Annotated in this window: 19 protein-coding genes; 14 read left to right on the top strand and 5 right to left on the bottom strand. The window is 57.4% G+C overall.

Annotated elements, in window-relative coordinates:
- Positions 1 to 909 (top strand): NAD(P)(+) transhydrogenase (Re/Si-specific) subunit beta (locus ABWO67_RS13175; RefSeq protein WP_353152212.1); only part of this gene is annotated, 909 nt, incomplete at its 5' end.
- 820 nt (positions 910 to 1,729) lie between these two features.
- Here ABWO67_RS13175 and amaB read toward each other — a convergent pair.
- Positions 1,730 to 3,235, bottom strand: coding sequence for an L-piperidine-6-carboxylate dehydrogenase (gene amaB, locus ABWO67_RS13180; RefSeq protein WP_353152214.1), 1,506 nt, complete (start codon positions 3,233 to 3,235; stop codon positions 1,730 to 1,732).
- Positions 3,236 to 3,480: 245 nt separating this feature from the next.
- On the opposite strand from amaB, the gene lhpI reads away from it, so the two are divergent.
- The 6 genes from lhpI to ABWO67_RS13210 all read left to right on the top strand — a co-directional run bounded on the left by lhpI (position 3,481) and on the right by ABWO67_RS13210 (position 8,773).
- The gene (gene lhpI, locus ABWO67_RS13185) at positions 3,481 to 4,392 is read left to right on the top strand and encodes a bifunctional Delta(1)-pyrroline-2-carboxylate/Delta(1)-piperideine-2-carboxylate reductase (RefSeq protein WP_353152216.1); all 912 of its coding nucleotides are present in this window, start codon (positions 3,481 to 3,483) and stop codon (positions 4,390 to 4,392) included.
- Positions 4,393 to 4,435: 43 nt separating this feature from the next.
- On the top strand, positions 4,436 to 5,899 hold the full coding sequence (locus ABWO67_RS13190; RefSeq protein ID WP_353152218.1) for a 2-hydroxymuconic semialdehyde dehydrogenase: 1,464 nt from the start codon (positions 4,436 to 4,438) through the stop codon (positions 5,897 to 5,899).
- Between the two features lie 14 nt (positions 5,900 to 5,913).
- Positions 5,914 to 6,357, top strand: a complete 444-nt coding sequence (locus ABWO67_RS13195; RefSeq protein ID WP_353152220.1) for a RidA family protein — start codon at positions 5,914 to 5,916, stop codon at positions 6,355 to 6,357.
- 26 nt (positions 6,358 to 6,383) lie between these two features.
- On the top strand, positions 6,384 to 6,917 hold the full coding sequence (locus ABWO67_RS13200; RefSeq protein WP_353152222.1) for a 3-hydroxyanthranilate 3,4-dioxygenase: 534 nt from the start codon (positions 6,384 to 6,386) through the stop codon (positions 6,915 to 6,917).
- 1 nt (position 6,918) lies between these two features.
- On the top strand, positions 6,919 to 7,920 hold the full coding sequence (locus ABWO67_RS13205; RefSeq protein WP_353152224.1) for an amidohydrolase family protein: 1,002 nt from the start codon (positions 6,919 to 6,921) through the stop codon (positions 7,918 to 7,920).
- A gap of 97 nt (positions 7,921 to 8,017) precedes the next feature.
- A complete protein-coding gene (locus ABWO67_RS13210) occupies positions 8,018 to 8,773 on the top strand; it encodes a flagellar brake protein (RefSeq protein WP_353152225.1) in 756 nt (251 codons plus the stop codon).
- Here ABWO67_RS13210 and ABWO67_RS13215 read toward each other — a convergent pair.
- Both ABWO67_RS13215 and ABWO67_RS13220 read right to left on the bottom strand, forming a co-directional pair.
- On the bottom strand, positions 8,770 to 9,405 hold the full coding sequence (locus tag ABWO67_RS13215) for an aminotransferase class IV (RefSeq protein ID WP_353152227.1): 636 nt from the start codon (positions 9,403 to 9,405) through the stop codon (positions 8,770 to 8,772). The two genes, ABWO67_RS13210 and ABWO67_RS13215, sit on opposite strands and share 4 nt — an antisense overlap.
- An 18-nt stretch (positions 9,406 to 9,423) precedes the next feature.
- Positions 9,424 to 10,500, bottom strand: a complete 1,077-nt coding sequence (locus tag ABWO67_RS13220; RefSeq protein WP_353152228.1) for a YkvI family membrane protein — start codon at positions 10,498 to 10,500, stop codon at positions 9,424 to 9,426.
- A gap of 153 nt (positions 10,501 to 10,653) precedes the next feature.
- Between ABWO67_RS13220 and ABWO67_RS13225 the strand changes: the two genes are divergently transcribed.
- Positions 10,654 to 11,325 (top strand): VOC family protein, encoded by a 672-nt coding sequence (locus ABWO67_RS13225; RefSeq protein WP_353152230.1) that lies wholly within the window; start codon positions 10,654 to 10,656, stop codon positions 11,323 to 11,325.
- Positions 11,326 to 11,394: 69 nt separating this feature from the next.
- Complete coding sequence (locus ABWO67_RS13230; protein WP_353152232.1) at positions 11,395 to 12,246, top strand: PA4780 family RIO1-like protein kinase; 852 nt, start codon at positions 11,395 to 11,397, stop codon at positions 12,244 to 12,246.
- A 1-nt stretch (position 12,247) separates the two neighbouring features.
- Here ABWO67_RS13230 and ABWO67_RS13235 read toward each other — a convergent pair whose 3' ends face one another.
- Together ABWO67_RS13235 and ABWO67_RS13240 are read right to left on the bottom strand one after the other, a co-directional pair.
- Entirely contained in the window at positions 12,248 to 12,763 is a 516-nt protein-coding gene (locus tag ABWO67_RS13235) for a hypothetical protein (protein ID WP_502930015.1), read from the bottom strand.
- 72 nt (positions 12,764 to 12,835) lie between these two features.
- A complete protein-coding gene (locus tag ABWO67_RS13240; RefSeq protein WP_353152233.1) occupies positions 12,836 to 13,660 on the bottom strand; it encodes a tRNA threonylcarbamoyladenosine dehydratase in 825 nt (274 codons plus the stop codon).
- Positions 13,661 to 13,792: 132 nt separating this feature from the next.
- Between ABWO67_RS13240 and ABWO67_RS13245 the strand changes: the two genes are divergently transcribed.
- From ABWO67_RS13245 to purU, 5 genes are all read left to right on the top strand, one after another.
- A complete protein-coding gene (locus tag ABWO67_RS13245; RefSeq protein ID WP_502930016.1) occupies positions 13,793 to 14,443 on the top strand; it encodes a gamma-glutamylcyclotransferase in 651 nt (216 codons plus the stop codon).
- 82 nt (positions 14,444 to 14,525) lie between these two features.
- Positions 14,526 to 15,158: a pyridoxamine 5'-phosphate oxidase gene (gene pdxH / locus ABWO67_RS13250; protein WP_353152235.1), complete on the top strand. Its 633-nt coding sequence runs from the start codon at positions 14,526 to 14,528 to the stop codon at positions 15,156 to 15,158.
- Between the two features lie 24 nt (positions 15,159 to 15,182).
- Complete coding sequence (locus ABWO67_RS13255) at positions 15,183 to 15,707, top strand: flavin reductase family protein (RefSeq protein ID WP_353152237.1); 525 nt, start codon at positions 15,183 to 15,185, stop codon at positions 15,705 to 15,707.
- Between the two features lie 36 nt (positions 15,708 to 15,743).
- Positions 15,744 to 16,850, top strand: coding sequence for an L-2-hydroxyglutarate dehydrogenase LghO (gene lhgO, locus ABWO67_RS13260; RefSeq protein WP_353152239.1), 1,107 nt, complete (start codon positions 15,744 to 15,746; stop codon positions 16,848 to 16,850).
- 27 nt (positions 16,851 to 16,877) lie between these two features.
- Positions 16,878 to 17,726 (top strand): formyltetrahydrofolate deformylase, encoded by an 849-nt coding sequence (purU, locus tag ABWO67_RS13265; RefSeq protein WP_353152241.1) that lies wholly within the window; start codon positions 16,878 to 16,880, stop codon positions 17,724 to 17,726.
- Positions 17,727 to 17,750 lie beyond the last annotated feature (24 nt).

Here is a 17,750-nt window from a genome sequence, read left to right on the forward strand (position 1 = left end):
GGCCAGCACATGGTCAACCTGGTCATTGCCCTTGCCATGCTGGGTTGCGGCCTGTGGTTCATGGCGACGCAACTGTGGCTGCCTTTCATCATCATGACCGCGCTGGCTTTCGCGCTGGGCGTACTGATCATCATTCCGATCGGCGGCGCCGACATGCCCGTGGTGGTTTCCATGCTGAACAGCTACTCAGGCTGGGCTGCGGCGGGTATCGGTTTTTCGCTGAACAACCCCATGCTGATCATCGCCGGCTCGCTAGTGGGCTCTTCAGGCGCGATTCTGTCGTACATCATGTGCAAGGCCATGAACCGGTCGTTCTTTAACGTCATTCTGGGTGGTTTCGGCGCTGCACCAGGCGCGGCCGCCTCGGGCGACCAGGCCCAGCGCAACGTCAGGTCGGGCAGCCCCGACGACGCCGCCTTCCTGATGAGCAACGCCGAATCGGTCACTATTGTTCCTGGCTATGGCCTGGCGGTAGCCCGCGCCCAGCATGCGCTCAAAGAATTGGCGGAAAAACTCACGGCGAACGGCGTTGTCGTTAAGTATGCCATCCACCCGGTTGCAGGCCGGATGCCTGGTCATATGAACGTGTTGCTGGCGGAAGCCGAAGTTCCTTATGACCAAGTCTTTGAAATGGACGATATCAATAGCGAATTTTCGCAAACTGACGTGGTTCTGGTGTTGGGCGCGAACGACGTGGTCAACCCTGCAGCCAAGAACGATCCGCAGTCGCCGATTGCAGGGATGCCTATCCTGGAAGCCTACAAGGCCCGAACTGTCATTGTGAACAAACGGTCGATGGCGGCTGGTTATGCAGGCCTGGACAATGAGTTGTTTTATATGGACAAGACAATGATGGTCTTTGGCGATGCGAAGAAGGTGATCGAGGATATGGTGAAGGCGGTCGAATAGCGGCCTGGGCTTATCGTTTTTATAGAGACGTATATTCGTTCTTATGACGGCGCAGTGAGCAGGGGGTGCACGGCGAATCCTCGCTGCGGTCCCTTCGGGACTGCCCGCGCAGCCAACCTGGCTTTATCGGGGCCGGGCGCGAACTCGTGGCCACGGACAGCACGCTGTCCGTAAGCGGGCCACTCAAACAGCGCGCCCTTATACCCCGAGCCAGGTTGGCTACGCGGCGCGCTCAAAATTCGCCGTGCACCCCCTGCTCACTGCGCCTCATAACAGCGATGATCGGACGAGCCTCCTTAAGAACCGGTGGCTGCTGCTGTTAGGCTGCTGGCGGAAGGCTGCTGATGAGAGGTCGCTATGGCCGGTGCCGATGGGTAGACACAAACGGTCCGCGATACGAACGGCCATATGCAATGCACAGAACGTCAATGAGACAGCCTGCTCTCGTCTAAGACCAACTGCCTGCCGTAGCCATCTGGGTCAGCCTTTCATGTGACGGCGGCTGCCACAGGGGTTGGGACAGGCGAAGTCAGCGTGCGCCGGGCCAAGTTTCATTTCCGGTGAGGCAAGCCCGCGCATGTTCGACCAGCACGCTTGCTGACAGTCCAGTGGACTGTCAGCGCTGGGAGTTCGCGGGCGCACCGGAAATGAAACTTGGCCCGGGTAGCCCTGGCGACAGCACAGGGCCGCTAAGCGCTGAGCCAGTCCCAACCCCTGTGGCAGCCGCCGCTCAAGAAACCAATAGACTCAACAGCACGACCAACAAGCCCCCGATTAAGAACGAAAGCAACAAATGATCAATGCCTATACAGCAGCCGATCTAAGCATCGTCCCCAAACTTGATGCCCTGCGCCAACGGCAACTCCCGTGAGTAATTGATCGTATTCGTCGCCCGACGCATATATACCTTCCAGGCATCCGAACCCGATTCGCGTCCTCCGCCGGTTTCTTTTTCGCCTCCGAATGCTCCGCCAATTTCCGCCCCCGACGTCCCGATATTGACATTGGCAATACCGCAATCCGACCCCGTCGACGACATGAACCATTCAGCTTCGCGTACATCGTTGGTAAACACCGCCGACGATAAGCCCTGCGGTACGTCATTCTGCATTTGAACTGCAGCTTCAAAATGCTCGTAGCGCATCACATATAGTATCGGCGCAAAGGTTTCGTGGCGAACCACATCGGTTTGCGTCGGCATCTCGACTAGCGCAGGCGCTACATACCTGGCATCCGGATACTGATCGGCCAGTTGGCGTTCGCCGCCAAAGATTTCCCCGCCCTGGGCACGTGCCGTTTCCAGTGCCGCCTGCATGCCGTCATATGATGCCCGATCTATCAATGGCCCCACCAGCGTCCCTGCATCCAGGGGATTGCCTATACGTGCGCTGGCGTAGGCCTGCTTAAGCCTTGTAAGCAATTCGTCGGCCACGCTCTGGTGCACGATCAAGCGGCGTGTGCTGGTGCAACGCTGGCCAGCCGTGCCGATGGCCCCGAATAAGATACCGCGCACCGCCATGTCCAGGTCAGCCGAAGGCGTGACGATGATCGCGTTGTTGCCGCCCAGTTCCAGTAAAGACCGGCCGAACCGTGCGGCGACGCGGGGGCCCAGCTCTCGACCCATGCGTGTAGATCCTGTTGCCGATACCAGCGCGACGCGATGATGATCAGCCAGCACCTGCCCGACATCACGGCCACCGATCAACACTTGGGACAGCCCCGCAGGTGCATCGCCAAACTGTTCAAGAGCGCGCTGAAATAGCGCTTCGCAAGCCAAGGCAGTCAAAGGCGTTTTCTCGGACGGCTTCCACACGACAGCATTGCCGCAAACAATCGCCAAGGCGGTATTCCATGACCATACGGCCACCGGAAAATTGAAGGCTGAAATAACGCCGACCACACCCAATGGATGCCAGGTTTCCATCATGCGATGACCAGGCCGTTCAGAGGCTATCGTTAAGCCATATAGCTGGCGCGACAGCCCCACGGCAAAATCACAAATATCTATCATTTCCTGGACTTCACCCTCGCCTTCAGCAAGGATTTTTCCGGTCTCGATCGAAACCAGACGCCCCAGGGCCTGCTTATTCGCGCGCAACTCATTACCTAGCAGGCGTATCAATTCACCGCGACGCGGCGCCGGCACAGTGCGCCAGACGCTGTAAGCCTGGTGTGCCGCGTCGATAGCAATATTCGCGTGCTCGACCGTATGCTGATGAACCTGCGCAATCAGGGCGCCGTCGATGGGCGAATGCACCGCCAGGCTCCCGCCCGCTACTCTACGCTGGTCTAGCCCGAGAGAATCCAGTAACTGCTCGATATTCATGACACCTCCTTGAAAGCACAAGCCGCTGCCGCCACAGACCATATGGATCCGTAGCGTTTATCAACCCAGAATATCATGCATGCTTCTGATGAAGCATCCATGGCTTCAGGGAAAACCGCCAAGATATTTTTTTGCTACTCTGGAACAATGCAAACCATATGCCGCACGCGAGCTTTGCTCCAGACAAGCTTGCGGGCGACCGCAGCCTGTTGGCCCATTCTTTTTTGTTTTCATAGCGAGCTTCCATGAAAGCCCCTTCCATTGCTGTTTTCAACGCCGAACAAACTGCCCTGCTGCTGGACTTTCCAGGGCTGGTGGACGCCATTGCAACGGCATGCGCCGACTATGCCAGCGGCGCCATTTGCGCACCCGAACGCCAGGTTGTGCCGTTCCCACAGGGAGGCGTCATGCTGTCCATGCCGGCCACTGCGCACGATATCGGTATCCATAAATTGGTCAATGTTGTGCCGGGCAACCGCGAACTCAATTTGCCCACCATACATGGCGTGGTATCGGCGTTCGATGGCAAGACGGGGCGTGAATTATGCGTGCTCGACGGCCCTACCGTCACTGCAAGACGCACCGCGGCCGTGACCATGCTGGGCCTGAAAACCTTTCTTCGAGGCAAACCAGAACATGTCGCCCTAATAGGTGTGGGCACGCAAGCCGTGGGCCACGTCCAGGCGCTTGCCGCCATCTATCCGGGCCTGCGTGTCACTGCCATAGGGACCAGCCTTGCAAAGGCACAAGCCTTCGTCGAAGCCCACCGACATTTGCCCCTGGAACTAAACGCTGCCACGGTGACGCCTCATGACATTGATGCCGTCGTTACGCTCACCACCAGCGCGGTTCCTGTCTATACGCAAGCAGCCAAGGCCGGTCTGCTGGTCATCGGCGTGGGCGCGTTCAAGCCTGAACTCGCCGAAATCGGCGAGGCAACCTTGCAGGAAAGCAGTATCTATGTCGACGACGTGGCCGGGGCGCGGCACGAGGCCGGCGATTTGATTCAGGCCAATGTTGACTGGTCGGCAGTACAACCCTTGTCGCACGCCCTGGCGCACGGTGCGCCGCTGAATATGCCCATCGTGTTCAAGACGGTAGGCTGCGCCGCATGGGATTTGGCGGCCGCCCGATGTGCCCTGCAAAAAATCAAATAGAATAAGCAGCAATACTAATAACTAATCCTATCCAGGAGACAACATGGCGAGCGTGCAACTCTTGCGCTGCTTCATCGATGGGCAATGGGTTGAAACCGACCGGCGGTTTTCCAATGTGAATCCGGTAAACGGCGAGGTTTTCGCCCAGGTTTGCGAGGCCGACGCGGCCACCGTGCAGCGGGCAATCCAGGCTGCCAACCGCGCCTGTTCCGGCCCATGGAAAAAATTCAGCGCGGTAGAACGCGCTGCTGCGCTACGCCGCATTGCCGACGGCATTGAACAGCGTTTTGAAGCATTCGTGCAGGCCGAAGTCATGGATACCGGCAGGCCTGTGCACCAGGCCCGTAGCCTCGATGTCGCGCGCGGCATTGCCAACTTTCGCACCTTCGCCGACTTGATCACGACAGCATCAGGCGATATGTTCGAAAGCGCGGCGCCCGATGGCGCCAAAGTCATCAATTATGTAACCCGCAAGCCATTGGGCACGATCGGCATCATTTCGCCCTGGAACCTGCCATTGCTGCTGCTGACCTGGAAAGTCGCGCCGGCATTGGCGATGGGCAACTGCGTGGTGGTCAAGCCGTCGGAAGAGACGCCATCGTCGGCCACCCTGCTGGCCGAAGTCATTCAGGAAGCAGGCCTGCCCCATGGGGTCTTCAACTTGGTCCATGGTTTCGGCCCGGATTCCGCCGGCCAGTATTTAAGCACCAGTCCTGACATCGACGCCATCACGTTTACAGGTGAATCGCGTACGGGCACGACCATCATGAAGGCGGCTGCCGAAGGGGTCAAGGAAGTGTCCTTCGAGCTGGGCGGCAAAAATGCTGCCGTGGTGTTCGCCGATGCCGACTTCGATGCTGCCATTACAGGTGTCATGCGCTCAAGCTTTACCAATTCAGGTCAGGTCTGCCTGTGTTCCGAACGCGTCTATGTAGAGCGCCCCATCTTCGATCGCTTCGTCAAAGAACTCAAGCGGCGTACCGAACGACTGGTGGTCGGCTATCCCGACACAAAAGATGTTGACATGGGGCCGCTAGTGTCGCTGCAGCACCGCGATAAAGTGCTGTCTTATTATCAGCTTGCCAAGGACGAAGGCGCGACCGTCGTAGCCGGCGGCGGCGTTCCTGTGTTTGGCGACGAAAGGGATATGGGCGCCTATGTACAGCCCACGATACTGACAGGCCTGCCCGACACCGCGCGTTGCATGCGCGAAGAGATCTTCGGCCCTATCTGCCATATATCGCCCTTCGACACCGAAGAAGAAGTCATCAGGCGCACGAATGACAGTGCCTACGGGCTGGCCTGCAGCATCTGGACGACGCATTTATCGCGCGCGCACCGCGTTGCCAGCCAGATACAAACCGGCATCGTCTGGGTCAACACTTGGTTTACTCGCGATCTGCGCACGCCATTTGGCGGCGCCAAGCTATCCGGCCTCGGACGTGAAGGCGGCCGTTATTCGCTGGATTTCTATTCTGAAATCAGTACTATCTGCATCAAGCTTTAAACACAGGCACCGACATGACAAACATTACAAACGCCCGCGTGGTCTCGGGCAAAGCAACCCCACGCGGCGCTTTTCCCCATATCAAGCGGGCGGGCGACTTTCTGTTCATTTCGGGCACCAGTTCACGGCGGCCCGACAATACTTTCGCGGGTGCGACGGCCGATGCCATGGGCACGACCACGCTTGATATTCGCGAACAAACACGCGCGGTTATCGAAAACATACGCGACATTCTGGCCAGCGAAGGCGCGGGGCTTGAGCACTTGGTTGAAATATCAAGCTTCCTGGTCAATATGAATGATTTCGGCGGCTACAACCAGGTGTATGCGGAATACTTTTCAGAAAGCGGCCCTACCCGTACGACCGTAGCGGTTCATCAGTTGCCGCATCCGCACCTGCTCATAGAAATCAAAGCCGTCGCCTACTTTCCCAAACCGGCTGCCCCGCAGCCTTTGTGAATTTCATTGCTGGAACAAGGATCGCTATGCTCGCCTATGGAAAACCCTTCAACTTCGCACGCTGGATCGATGAGCACGCGCATCTGCTCAAACCCCCGGTGGGTAACCAGCAAATTTGGCAAGACAGCGACTTTATCGTCACAGTCGTCGGCGGCCCCAACCAGCGCACCGACTATCACGACGACCCTCTGGAAGAGTTTTTCTACCAGATGCGCGGCAATGCCTATCTGAATTTGTGGACAGACGGAAAGCGCGAACGCGTAGACCTGAAAGAAGGCGACATTTTCCTGTTGCCTCCCCATGTACGCCATTCGCCACAGCGCCCCGAAGCCAACAGCGCCTGTCTGGTCATGGAGCGCCAGCGTCCCCTCGGACTCAAAGACGGTTTCGAATGGTATTGCGAAGCCGACGACGGCTGCGGCGGCTTGGTCTATCGGGTAGAAACGCAGTTGCAAAGCATCGTCACCGACTTGCCGCCGCTGTTCAAATCGTTTTACGACTCCGAAGCACATCGACATTGTCCTCATTGCGGCAAACTGCATCCCGGGAAGGCTGGGTAATATGACCAAAATCGATATGCACGCGCATTTTCTGCCACCCATTACCGAGGCACAAGCCGCAAAGCTGGACGCAGACAACGCGCCTTGGCTGGATATCGCCGCTGACGGGGAAACAGGCCAGATCATGAAAGGCTCGCAGCCCTTCAGGCCCGTGTACAAGGCGCTATGGGATCCGGCCATGCGCCTGGAGGAAATGAACAAGCACGGGGTCGATGTGCAGATCATCTCGGCCACCCCTATTATGTTCGGCTACGAGTTCGCCCCCGAACGGGCCGCGTCCTGGGCTGAACAAATGAATGACCTGGCGCTCGAGCATTGCGCTGCCAACCCCCGACGCCTGAAAGCACTGGCGCAGGTGCCTTTGCAAGACCTGGACATGGCCTGTCGGGAAGCATCACGCGCCAAAGCCAGCGGGCTCGTAGGCGTGCAAATCGGCAATCATTTGGGGCCGCGCGACCTTGACGATGAACATTTGGTGCAATTCCTGATTCATTGTGCTAACGAAGGTATTCCCATTCTTGCCCATCCGTGGGACATGATGACTGACGGGCGCATGAAAAAATGGATGCTGCCCTGGCTGGTGGCCATGCCTGCGGAAACACAGCTGGGCATACTGTCGCTGATCTTGTCGGGCGCCTTCGAACGCATTCCCGCCTCGCTCAAACTCTGCTTCGCCCACGGCGGCGGCAGCTTTGCCTTTTTGCTGGGCCGGGTCGACAATGCCTGGCGGTGCCGCGACATCGTCCGGCAAGACTGTCCCCATCCACCATCCAGCTATGTAAAGCGGTTCTATGTGGACAGCGCGGTATTTGACGCGGGGGCGCTGCGTCTGCTGGTCGAAGTAATGGGTGCGGACCGGGTCATGCTGGGATCTGACTACCCCTTCCCGCTAGGTGAGCCGTCCATAGGCAAACTGGTGGCAGAAAACCCATGGCTAAGCGAGCCGGACAAGGAAAAAATCAGTGCCCTGAATGCCAGAGAATTTTTCAGCCTTCAGGATTAAAGGAGAACTGCCATGGAAAACTCCCGGTAATCGTCCTGACTCCGGGCGGCACGGTGTTCTATGCTGCAACATACCTCTCATCAATGCGTTACCCCGAATGCCTACTTCCAATGCCATGAATGATGAAAATGATCCCTTCCTCGTCACCTCCAAGCTCGAAATCCAGGCGATTTTGCGCTCGATAGAGGAAAAAAGGGCCATGCTCAGGATGCATGTCCAGGGCAGCACGGTTGCCATTATTACCACCATCCTGGAAATCGACCCTGCCAGCCGGACGCTTTTTGTCGACAACTCGACCGACGTAGATTTCAATCGGCGTATTGCCAACGCCAATAAAGTGTCATTTGAGACCAACCTCGATAAGGTAAGCATACAGTTTTTCGTCCCGCAGGTTACCCCTTGCATACAAGACAATTTACCTGCCTTGCAACTGGCTTTCCCCGAATCGGTCCGACGCGTACAGCGCCGCGAATACTATCGGGTCGACGTGCCGGTAACCGAACCTGCTTCATGCACGATTACCTTGCCTGGCGACCCAGCCATGAAGAAAATTGATTTGGGCATCAAGGATATCAGCGCGGGGGGCATTTCGGTATTTGACAATGCCCATGCACTGGACAATAGCCTGGGAACGATTTACCGGGACTGCCGGCTCGAGCTTCCCGAGGCCGGCACGGTCGTTACCAGTTTGCGGATCATGCGTTCCCAGGACGAGCAGTTAAACAATGGCAAAGAAACACGCCTGCTGGGATTCCAGTTCTTCGAATTGCCCAATCCCATGAATTTCATCATCCAGCAATATATCGGCAAGCTCGAACGTAAACTTAACGCCAAGCGGCGCGGGTTCGACTAAAGCCTTGCATCCAGCCAGCCACGCAGTGCATTGGAAACGCGGATGGCACGGGCATCAAGCAATTGACGCCTGCTGATGCAGGCCTCTTGAACCTTCGCGGCATCAAGCAAAGCCTGGCGCTGCACCCCAGGCAACAAGCCACAAGCCACCGGCGGCGTCAGCCAAATGCCCTGAGCATCCTGAATATATATGTTGCTACGGCTGCCTTCACAAACCTCATCCTTGTCATTGCAATACACCACATCGAAGAACTCCGGGTTTGCCGCAAGCCAGCGTTGAGCGTCCTCATACCAAGGGCGATGGGTCGTTTTGTGCGCCAGCCATTTATGATCGGCGCGCAACGTGACGCTGCTAAGATGCAGGCGCACAGGCTGCAGCGTATCCGGCAATGGATAAGTTTCTATCGAATACTGCCCATCCTGACTAAGCAAAAGGCGCAAGCGGTAACAACCAACAGCATCCAGCTCCCCGACGCGTTGCTCTACCGCATCGACCAAACCTCCGGCAGGCCACTGGTAACCCAGCGCCCTGCATGAGCTTGCCAGACGGCGCCAGTGCCCGGCCAGCAACGGTATCTTGCGTCCAGGCTCGACACGTATGGTTTCTATCAATTGGGCTGTTGATACGGGCATACTTCCCTCTTCATGCATTCAGGCATTATCGGTAACTGCAGCAGCCCGGCCGGATCGACTCCGGAACCAACTGACGCCGATCGCGGCAATCAGCAATAGCCCAAGGTAGCCTAGCAAGGGATAAACCGTTCCTATCAGTTTGGTAAAGCCGAAAAAGCTCAGCAACAGGCCGATACTGCAGGACAAAAGACTGAGCACGCGAAAACGACCGGTTTCCGGACGCGAAAAACGTGCGGAGAACGCAAAAAACATACCCACGGCCGTGCTGTAAATCATGCAGATAATGGAAACCGTCATCAGAATGCCGACAATCGGCGACAGCCGTGATGCCAGCATCAACGTGGGAAGCTCGGCACCCTGCAACTGATTCAAGTTGGAAAACAAGCTGATGTTAAGCAACAGAATCAGCAGGCCCAGCCCCACCCCGCCCAACAGTCCGCCGAGCATCGTCGTTTTGACGTCTTTGCTGCGACCCGAAATAACCGCCAGCATGGGAAACCCGACCGCAATATTGAAGGACGCGTAAAGAATAGCGCCCAGTGCCCAATGCGGCGCCACCGTTTCCTGCTTCTCACTGAGCGCCAGCAACGAGTCCATCTCGGCATTGCTGGTAAACAAGGCATACGTGGTGATGACCAAGACAAGCACCATTAACAAAGGCGTCGCCAGACTGACCAGATCGATGATGCGCTTTACATTCAGGCATAGCGTCAGGACGACCAAGGCGGTCATGAACAACCCGCCAATCACCGGCGATAGCCCGAATTGCTGTTTGAACAAGGCGCCCGTACCCGCAAGCATGGCCACACCTACGCCAAACAGGAAGAACGTCAGCAATATGTCCATGATGCCGCCCGCGTGGCGGCCGAACAGCGAGGCTAATACGTCTTTATGAGATTGCGCTTGAAGCTGCGTGCTTATACGCGCAATTTGTCCGCCTAAAAAAGCAAACAGCAACCCTGCCAGCACGGTCCCTGCAATGCTGGCGACGCCATAGCCAGTGAAAAACTGGAGCACTTCCTGGCCAGAGGCAAATCCGCCCCCGATGATAACGCCCATGTAGGCGAACGCCAGCTGTATTGCATACTTATTCATATCGTGATCTTCATTCATATGTGCAAAAACCAACCCGAATTGTACAAGGCGGGAATTTTCGGGCTCGAAGTGCCGTCTGGCTTTTCTTTTATAGCGAGTATGCGTCACACTGCGTCTTCGAGACACCCATTCCCATAAAGGAGCCGCCCGGCCATGCTGCATTCCTGGATCGACCACATTGTCATTTCCGCCCCTTCCCTGGAACAGGGCGCGCACTACCTGCGTCAGACGCTGGGCGTAGATCCTCAGGTCGGCGGCGAACATAGCCGCATGGGAACACACAACTGCCTGTTGAAGCTGGGAGAGGATGTTTATCTTGAAGTCATTGCCGCGAATCCGGAAGCGACGCCTCCCGCGCGTGCCCGCTGGTTCCAACTGGACGACCCACATTGGAATAACGGCCCGAAACTGGCTACGTGGGTGGCACGAACCAACGATATACAGGCCGCAGCGCAAGCGGCGCGGCCTGTGCCCATAGGCGAGGTTCAGGCCATGTCGCGAGGCAATCTGGATTGGCTGATCAGCATTCCGGAGGATGGCACCCTTGCCCTGCAAGGGGCGGCCCCCGCATTGATCCAGTGGAATACCCCCACCCATCCGGCCAGCGCCATGCAAGATGGTGGCTGCTCGTTGATCCGTTTGGACATATTTCATCCTGAAGCGCAAGCATTGACCAGCATGCTGGAACGCATTGGTTTTGACGGCAATATGCAGGTGTTTCCATTGCAGGAAGGCGCACATCCCTATCTTGTCGCGCATATTCAAACCCCAGCCGGGCCTCGCCAATTGGGCGGCACAAGCGCTGACCCGTATAATCAGGCATGACCCCACCATTTCCCCAAAGCGCGTCCTGGCCGGCACAACCGGCGACTCGATTAATCAACGGACGATCGCATGAAAGTACCTAAACGACTGCTCCCGCTAGTAGAAGAAGGCCTTATCGATGAAGTCATCAGCCAACTGATGAGCGGCAAGGAAGCTACGGTATATGTCGTGCGCAGCGGCGAATCCATCCGTTGCGCCAAAGTCTACAAAGACGCCAAGCAACGCAGCTTCCGGCAAGCCGCGTCCTATCGTGACGGCCGCAAGGTGCAGAACAGCCGTCAGGCCAGGGCCATGGAAAAAGGCACCCGCTATGGGCGCCAGATGCAGGAAGAGCTTTGGCAGAACGCCGAAGTCGATGCCTTATTCCGGCTAGCCAATGCCGGAGTGAGGGTGCCACAACCCTATATCTGCACCGATGGCGTATTGCTGATGGAGCTCGTCGTCGATGAAGACGACAATGTCGCTCCGCGCCTGAACGACGTCGACATGACCGAAGCGCGCGCACTGGAATTGCATGCACTGCTTATTAACCAGGTAGTCCGTATGCTGTGCGCCGGGATAATCCATGGCGACCTGTCGGAATATAATATTTTGCTGGCCGCCGGCGGGCCGGTCATTATCGATCTGCCCCAGGCCGTAGATGCAGCAGGCAATAACGAAGCGGCCGCAATGCTTGAACGCGACGTCGAAAACCTTGCCGTATTCTTCAGCCAATTTGCACCGCAGTTGCTGGCCACGAACTATGGCAAAGAAATTTGGGCCTTGTTCGAAGCCGGCGAACTGGACATCAGCACCCCGCTGACCGGCCATGTAGAAGCCGATACAAGGCCAGTCGATATGGAAGCGCTGATGGATGACCTGGAAGACGCGCGCCTCGAGGAAGAGGCCCGTATCCGGTATGAACAGGAAATGCGCGGGTAGGTTAGCCCGGTTTTCTGAAATCGCTGGCTATCCATTTCTCGGCGCTTTCCGCATGCAGCTTGAAGGTAGGGGCGACCTCGACCTGGGCGAGTTGCTCGCTGGCCTCGTCGTAAGCACTTAACAACGCATAAGGGTGATCGTCGTCGGGCACAATGTCCAGCTTGATGGTCAACCGGCCTGTCGCCGTCCGAACCTTAAGGCTTTTGTGCAGCATGGCATGCAGTTGTTGCTCGTGCCGGCGCAAAACCTCGGACGCTGTCTTGACCAGCGTATAGAACGCAGCAGAATCAAGCGGCTTGGGATCTTTCTTGTTGCGGCCCATGGTCCAGGGCCCTACCAATGCAGGCTCATCCTCGCCATCCAGAATCATTTCCACTGCCCAGCCGTCGTCATCTTCGTTCTTGATGACGCGGGCCGTCCAGCCGTCGTCGCACCAGAACCTCGGTTCTTGCCGCTTGACCTCATCATCGTTGACATCGTCGGACATATCTTGGTCTGCTAAAGGCGTATCGTTCACTGTATTACTGCTCCACTTGATTCATTCTTTGATCGTCCAGACGGACGTAGGATAGGCAGGCACCGGGTCAGGCTATGCGAACCGCCCCTTCACCAGCCACTGCACGGCCTCGTTCGCGGCGGCCATGCCCATGACAGCCGTAACCGTAACGACCGACCCATAACCCGCGCAGGACAAACCCTGCAGAGCGCCGGGGGATTCTGCCGCAACAGCGGACGTGTCCCATTGCGTCGGCAACAACACCGGCTGATCAAACCACAGCCCGCGCACACCCATCTTAGGCACGCGTTTGCGTGGCTTGCCCGCATGATCGGAGGCTTTAGGATACCTGTGCTGTCGGCGCAAGGTATTGCGCAACTTGGCAAGCAAGGCGTCATTCACGGCCAGGGACAAGTCGCCGGCGCGCAAACTGAGCGGATCGGTTTTTCCGCCTGCTCCGCCGCACACCACGATAGGGATCTTCCTGGTGCGTGCTTCCAGGATCATGGCGATCTTGGCCTGCGCCTGGTCGGTGCAATCGATAACCAGGCTGGTATCGGGGGCAATCAATGCCGACACATTATCCGGGCCGACGAAGTCGTCGAGCATCTGGACACGGCATTCAGGGTTAATGCCAAGCACTCGCTGGCCCATGGCCACGACTTTGGACTGCCCCAACGTCTCGCTTAATGCATGCAACTGACGGTTTATATTGGACTCGGCGATATGGTCCAGATCGATAAGGCTGATTGCCCCCACCCCGCAACGAGCCAGGGCTTCGGCGCACCACGACCCTACTCCCCCTATGCCGGCGACAACCACATGCGCGGCACGCAGGCGCTGCACGCCGTCGGCGCCGTACAAGCGGTCAAGGCCGCCAAAACGGCGGTCGGTATCGAATTGACAGGTATCAGGCATGGCAAGGCAAAAGCATTCAATAGAAAAGGTAGCGCAACGGTATCACGTCCACGCCCATGATAAAGCCTGCGGCCCTGCAAGTGATCTAAAATGGCGACTATTACGTACTTGAATCGTTTGGGCCTGAAACACGTGAACCCGATCTTTACCCCCACTCCTCATCCTGCCAGCGCGCCAGGCAGCTTTCGGCTGCTGACGGAGACCGAACGGCACGCTTCGATGCTGGATGCGCTATCTGGCTGGCAGCCGGAAGAGGATGTATGGGTATACGGTTACGGCTCGCTGATCTGGCGGCCCGAGTTCGATTTCGCAGAAAAACGCGCTGCATTGCTGCATGGGTATCATAGGGCGCTCTGCTTATGGTCACGGGTCAATCGCGGCACCCCGGATCAGCCTGGCCTGGTGTTCGGGCTGGATATGGGCGGTTCCTGCCGGGGCATGGCTTACCGTATCCCGGCCGCCGATGTACCGACCACCATGGAGGCGCTATGGCGCCGGGAAATGCCCAGCGGCGCGTACATACCAAGGTGGCTGAACTGCCGTACCGAACAAGGTCTGATCAGTGCGCTGGCGTTCACCATGAACCGGAATACCGACGCCTATGTGCGCGGCTTGTCTACCGAGCGCCTGATCAGCATTGTGCGCAATGCGCACGGCACCTACGGCCCTTGCGTCGAATACGTGCTGGAAACCGCGCAAGCGCTAAAGCGATCCAATATCCAGGACAAACGCCTGCAAACGCTGGTTCTTGCTCTACACAACGCCATAGCCAGCGATACCTAACCTGTGCCCGGCGCCAAGCTGCGCGCATGCGCCACAGACTCCGGTAAACTACGAGTTCATTCTCTTTTATTTTGCTGCCATCATGTCCGTTGCCGATATCCGTCAGAAATACGAAAAATTCGAACTGCTCGAAGCTTCGCTGGCCGCGACTCCACTTGAACAGTTCTCTATTTGGTTCAACGAGGCACTACAGGCTCAGGTTCCTGAACCCAATGCGATGACGTTGGCAACCACCACCCCAGGGGGTCGGCCTTCGGCTCGAATCGTGCTGCTCAAGGGTTATGACGAGCAAGGCTTCGTGTTCTTCACCAACTACACATCACGCAAAGGCAAGGAATTAGCGTCCAACCCTTATGCCAGCCTATTGTTTTTCTGGCCCGCGCTGGAACGCCAGGTGCGTCTTGAAGGCAGTATCGAAAAAGTAACGGCAGCCGAATCCGATGAATACTTCCACAGCAGGCCGTTAGGGTCGCGCATAGGCGCATGGGTGTCGCCGCAAAGCCAGCCTATTACCCGCGCCGAACTCGAATCCCGCACGCTGGTACTGACCGAATCGCTGGGCAGCAACCCCGAGCGCCCAGACCATTGGGGCGGATACCGGCTCAAACCCGACTATGTCGAATTTTGGCAGGGCAGGCCTTCGCGCCTGCATGACCGTCTGGTCTTCCAACGCGACAACAATGGGCCATGGTCGCGCTTGCGCCTGGCGCCTTAAGCGCCGGCACAGCACGACATCGCCATGACAGCAACGCCACCCGATTTCGATGCGGCTTTCTTTCGCTCTGCGTTAGGCCGCTTTGCGACGGGGGTCACCATCATCACGACTGAGGCATGCGATGGGCAGCGCCCCATCGGCCTGACTATCAGTTCCTTCAACTCGGTTTCTCTTGATCCGCCGATGGTGCTGTGGAGCCTGTCCAAGGCAGCATCATCGCTGCGTCATTTCCAGCAGACCGAGCGCTACGTCATTCATGTGCTGTCCGCTACGCAACTGCATCTGGCCAAACAGTTTGCCTATGGTCCGCAAGCAGCGCGGTTCAACGGTGTAGCACTAACCCGCGCACCGGGCGGCACGCCCATGCTGGATGACCCCGAATGCGCCGCCTGGTTCGAATGCCGCAATATCGTGCAGCACGAAGCCGGCGATCATCTTATTTTCGTTGGCCAGGTCGAACGTTGCGAACGCAGTTTCAGCCAGCCGCTGGTTTATCATGCCGGCGACTTTGACCTGACCCCTTCCACCGAGCCGATGTCTAACGACTAAACGAACGGTACACATACACATTATGCGGGACATAGCATGGCAGTAGATATAGACTGCGTCGTCTTGGGAGCTGGCGTTGTCGGCTTGGCAGTAGCACGCGAAATGGCCCTTGCCGGGCGCGAAGTGCTTGTGATTGAAGCCACCGAAGCCATTGGCACGGGCACCAGCTCGCGCAATTCAGAAGTCATACATGCCGGCATTTATTATCCGCAGAACAGTTTGAAGGCAAAGCTCTGCGTTGCTGGCAAACACCTGCTCTACGACTATTGCAACGAACGCGGCATACCGCACAACCGCCTGGGCAAACTGATCGTGGCGGCAACGCCAGAACAAAGCGCACAACTGGAACAAATTGCCCTGCGGGCAAGGCAGAATGGCGTTGACGACTTGTACCAGATCAGCGGCGCGCAGGCACGCGAACTCGAGCCTGCGCTGGTCTGCGACGCCGCCCTTGTTTCGCCATCCACCGGCATTGTCGACAGCCATGCCCTGATGCTGGCGCTGCAAGGCGATGCAGAAAACCAGGGTGCCCAATGCGTTTTCCATACCCGGTTCAACCAGGGCCGCGTACTGGAATCCGGCGAATTCCTTTTGCAGTTCGAAGGCGACGAGCCCATGGAACTGACCGCGAATTGCGTGATCAATGCGACCGGCCTATCAGCGCCGGCCGTCGCCGGTAAATTGCAAGGCCTGCCCCAAGAATCTATTCCGCAGGCCTATTTCTGCAAGGGCAGCTACTTCACCCTTTCAGGGCGCTCTCCATTCAGCCGGCTTATCTACCCCATGCCTGACAGTGCCGGGCTAGGCGTACACCTGACACTGGATCTGGGCGGACAAGCCAAGTTCGGGCCGGATACCGAATGGATAGACCATGAGGACTACACGCTGGACGCCCGGCGCGGGGACACTTTTTACGACGCCGTCCGGCGCTACTGGCCCGCGCTGCCTGATGGCGCGCTGAGTCCCGGCTACACCGGGATAAGGCCCAAGATTGTCGGCCCTGCCTCGCCTGCCGCCGATTTCATGATTTCGGGGCCTGCCACCCATGGCATACCTGGCCTGGTAAACCTGTTTGGCATCGAGTCTCCGGGACTCACCGCCTGCCTGGCGCTGGCCCAAGCCACCCGCGCCGCCCTGATATAAACACCTTTAGCAGCTTGAGTTTCAACAATGAACGATTACATACTTACCCTTTCCTGTCCTGACCGCATCGGGATCGTGCACAGCGTTTCCGGCTGGCTACTGAATTTGCACGGCAATATCATCGATGCCCAACAGTTCGGCGACTTGGGAACAGAACGCTTTTTTCTGCGTGTGCACTTTCACCTGCCCCAAACCGCCGATGTAGCTGAACTGGAACGATCCTTTGCATCGGTTGCCGAACGGTTCGACATGCAGGCACAGATTTATGATGCCCAGCGCAAGGCGCGTCTGTTGATCCTGGTCAGCCGCCAGGGGCATTGCCTTAACGATCTGCTTTTCCGCACGCATAGCGGACAATTGCCGGTGGAAATCGCAGGCATCGTTTCCAACCATAATGACTTTGCGGCGTTGGCAGGCTCGTATGGGGTGCCATTTCATCATTTGCCAGTGACGCCAGAAACCAAGAGCGAGCAGGAACAGCAGATCCTGGCGCTGGTCGAGCGGGAAAAAGTGGATCTGGTGGTGCTTGCGCGGTACATGCAGATTTTATCGAACGACTTGTGCCTGGCGCTGGAAGGCCGGGCGATCAATATCCACCATAGTTTCCTGCCCAGTTTCAAGGGCGCCCGTCCTTATCATCAGGCGCATACACGCGGCGTGAAGATTATCGGGGCGACGGCGCATTATGTGACGGGGGATCTGGATGAGGGTCCGATTATCGAGCAAGATATCGAGCGTGTGGATCATGCGATGAGTGCCCATGATTTGACGCAGGTGGGCAGCGATGTGGAGTCGCTGGTGTTGTCCCGTGCGGTGCGTTCGCATGTTGAGCATCGTATTTTGCTGAATGGACAGCGGACGGTGGTTTTCCGGTAGTTGGCTTATGGATCTGAATGCCAG

It is taken from the genome of Pollutimonas bauzanensis (assembly GCF_040393045.1).
Classification (GTDB): domain Bacteria; phylum Pseudomonadota; class Gammaproteobacteria; order Burkholderiales; family Burkholderiaceae_B; genus Pollutimonas; species Pollutimonas bauzanensis_A.

What these genes read in the sequence shown, in the direction of transcription:
- ABWO67_RS13205 (WP_353152224.1), top strand. Translation starts at nt 6,919, where the DNA reads ATGACCAAAATCGATATGCACGCGCATTTTCTGCCACCCATTACCGAG.
- lhpI (WP_353152216.1), top strand. Translation starts at nt 3,481, where the DNA reads ATGAAAGCCCCTTCCATTGCTGTTTTCAACGCCGAACAAACTGCCCTG.
- ABWO67_RS13225 (WP_353152230.1), top strand. Translation starts at nt 10,654, where the DNA reads ATGCTGCATTCCTGGATCGACCACATTGTCATTTCCGCCCCTTCCCTG.
- ABWO67_RS13195 (WP_353152220.1), top strand. Translation starts at nt 5,914, where the DNA reads ATGACAAACATTACAAACGCCCGCGTGGTCTCGGGCAAAGCAACCCCA.
- ABWO67_RS13240 (WP_353152233.1), bottom strand. Translation starts at nt 13,660, where the DNA reads ATGCCTGATACCTGTCAATTCGATACCGACCGCCGTTTTGGCGGCCTT.
- ABWO67_RS13230 (WP_353152232.1), top strand. Translation starts at nt 11,395, where the DNA reads ATGAAAGTACCTAAACGACTGCTCCCGCTAGTAGAAGAAGGCCTTATC.
- ABWO67_RS13220 (WP_353152228.1), bottom strand. Translation starts at nt 10,500, where the DNA reads ATGAATAAGTATGCAATACAGCTGGCGTTCGCCTACATGGGCGTTATC.
- ABWO67_RS13210 (WP_353152225.1), top strand. Translation starts at nt 8,018, where the DNA reads ATGCCTACTTCCAATGCCATGAATGATGAAAATGATCCCTTCCTCGTC.
- pdxH (WP_353152235.1), top strand. Translation starts at nt 14,526, where the DNA reads ATGTCCGTTGCCGATATCCGTCAGAAATACGAAAAATTCGAACTGCTC.
- ABWO67_RS13200 (WP_353152222.1), top strand. Translation starts at nt 6,384, where the DNA reads ATGCTCGCCTATGGAAAACCCTTCAACTTCGCACGCTGGATCGATGAG.
- ABWO67_RS13215 (WP_353152227.1), bottom strand. Translation starts at nt 9,405, where the DNA reads ATGCCCGTATCAACAGCCCAATTGATAGAAACCATACGTGTCGAGCCT.
- amaB (WP_353152214.1), bottom strand. Translation starts at nt 3,235, where the DNA reads ATGAATATCGAGCAGTTACTGGATTCTCTCGGGCTAGACCAGCGTAGA.
- lhgO (WP_353152239.1), top strand. Translation starts at nt 15,744, where the DNA reads ATGGCAGTAGATATAGACTGCGTCGTCTTGGGAGCTGGCGTTGTCGGC.
- ABWO67_RS13255 (WP_353152237.1), top strand. Translation starts at nt 15,183, where the DNA reads ATGACAGCAACGCCACCCGATTTCGATGCGGCTTTCTTTCGCTCTGCG.
- ABWO67_RS13190 (WP_353152218.1), top strand. Translation starts at nt 4,436, where the DNA reads ATGGCGAGCGTGCAACTCTTGCGCTGCTTCATCGATGGGCAATGGGTT.
- purU (WP_353152241.1), top strand. Translation starts at nt 16,878, where the DNA reads ATGAACGATTACATACTTACCCTTTCCTGTCCTGACCGCATCGGGATC.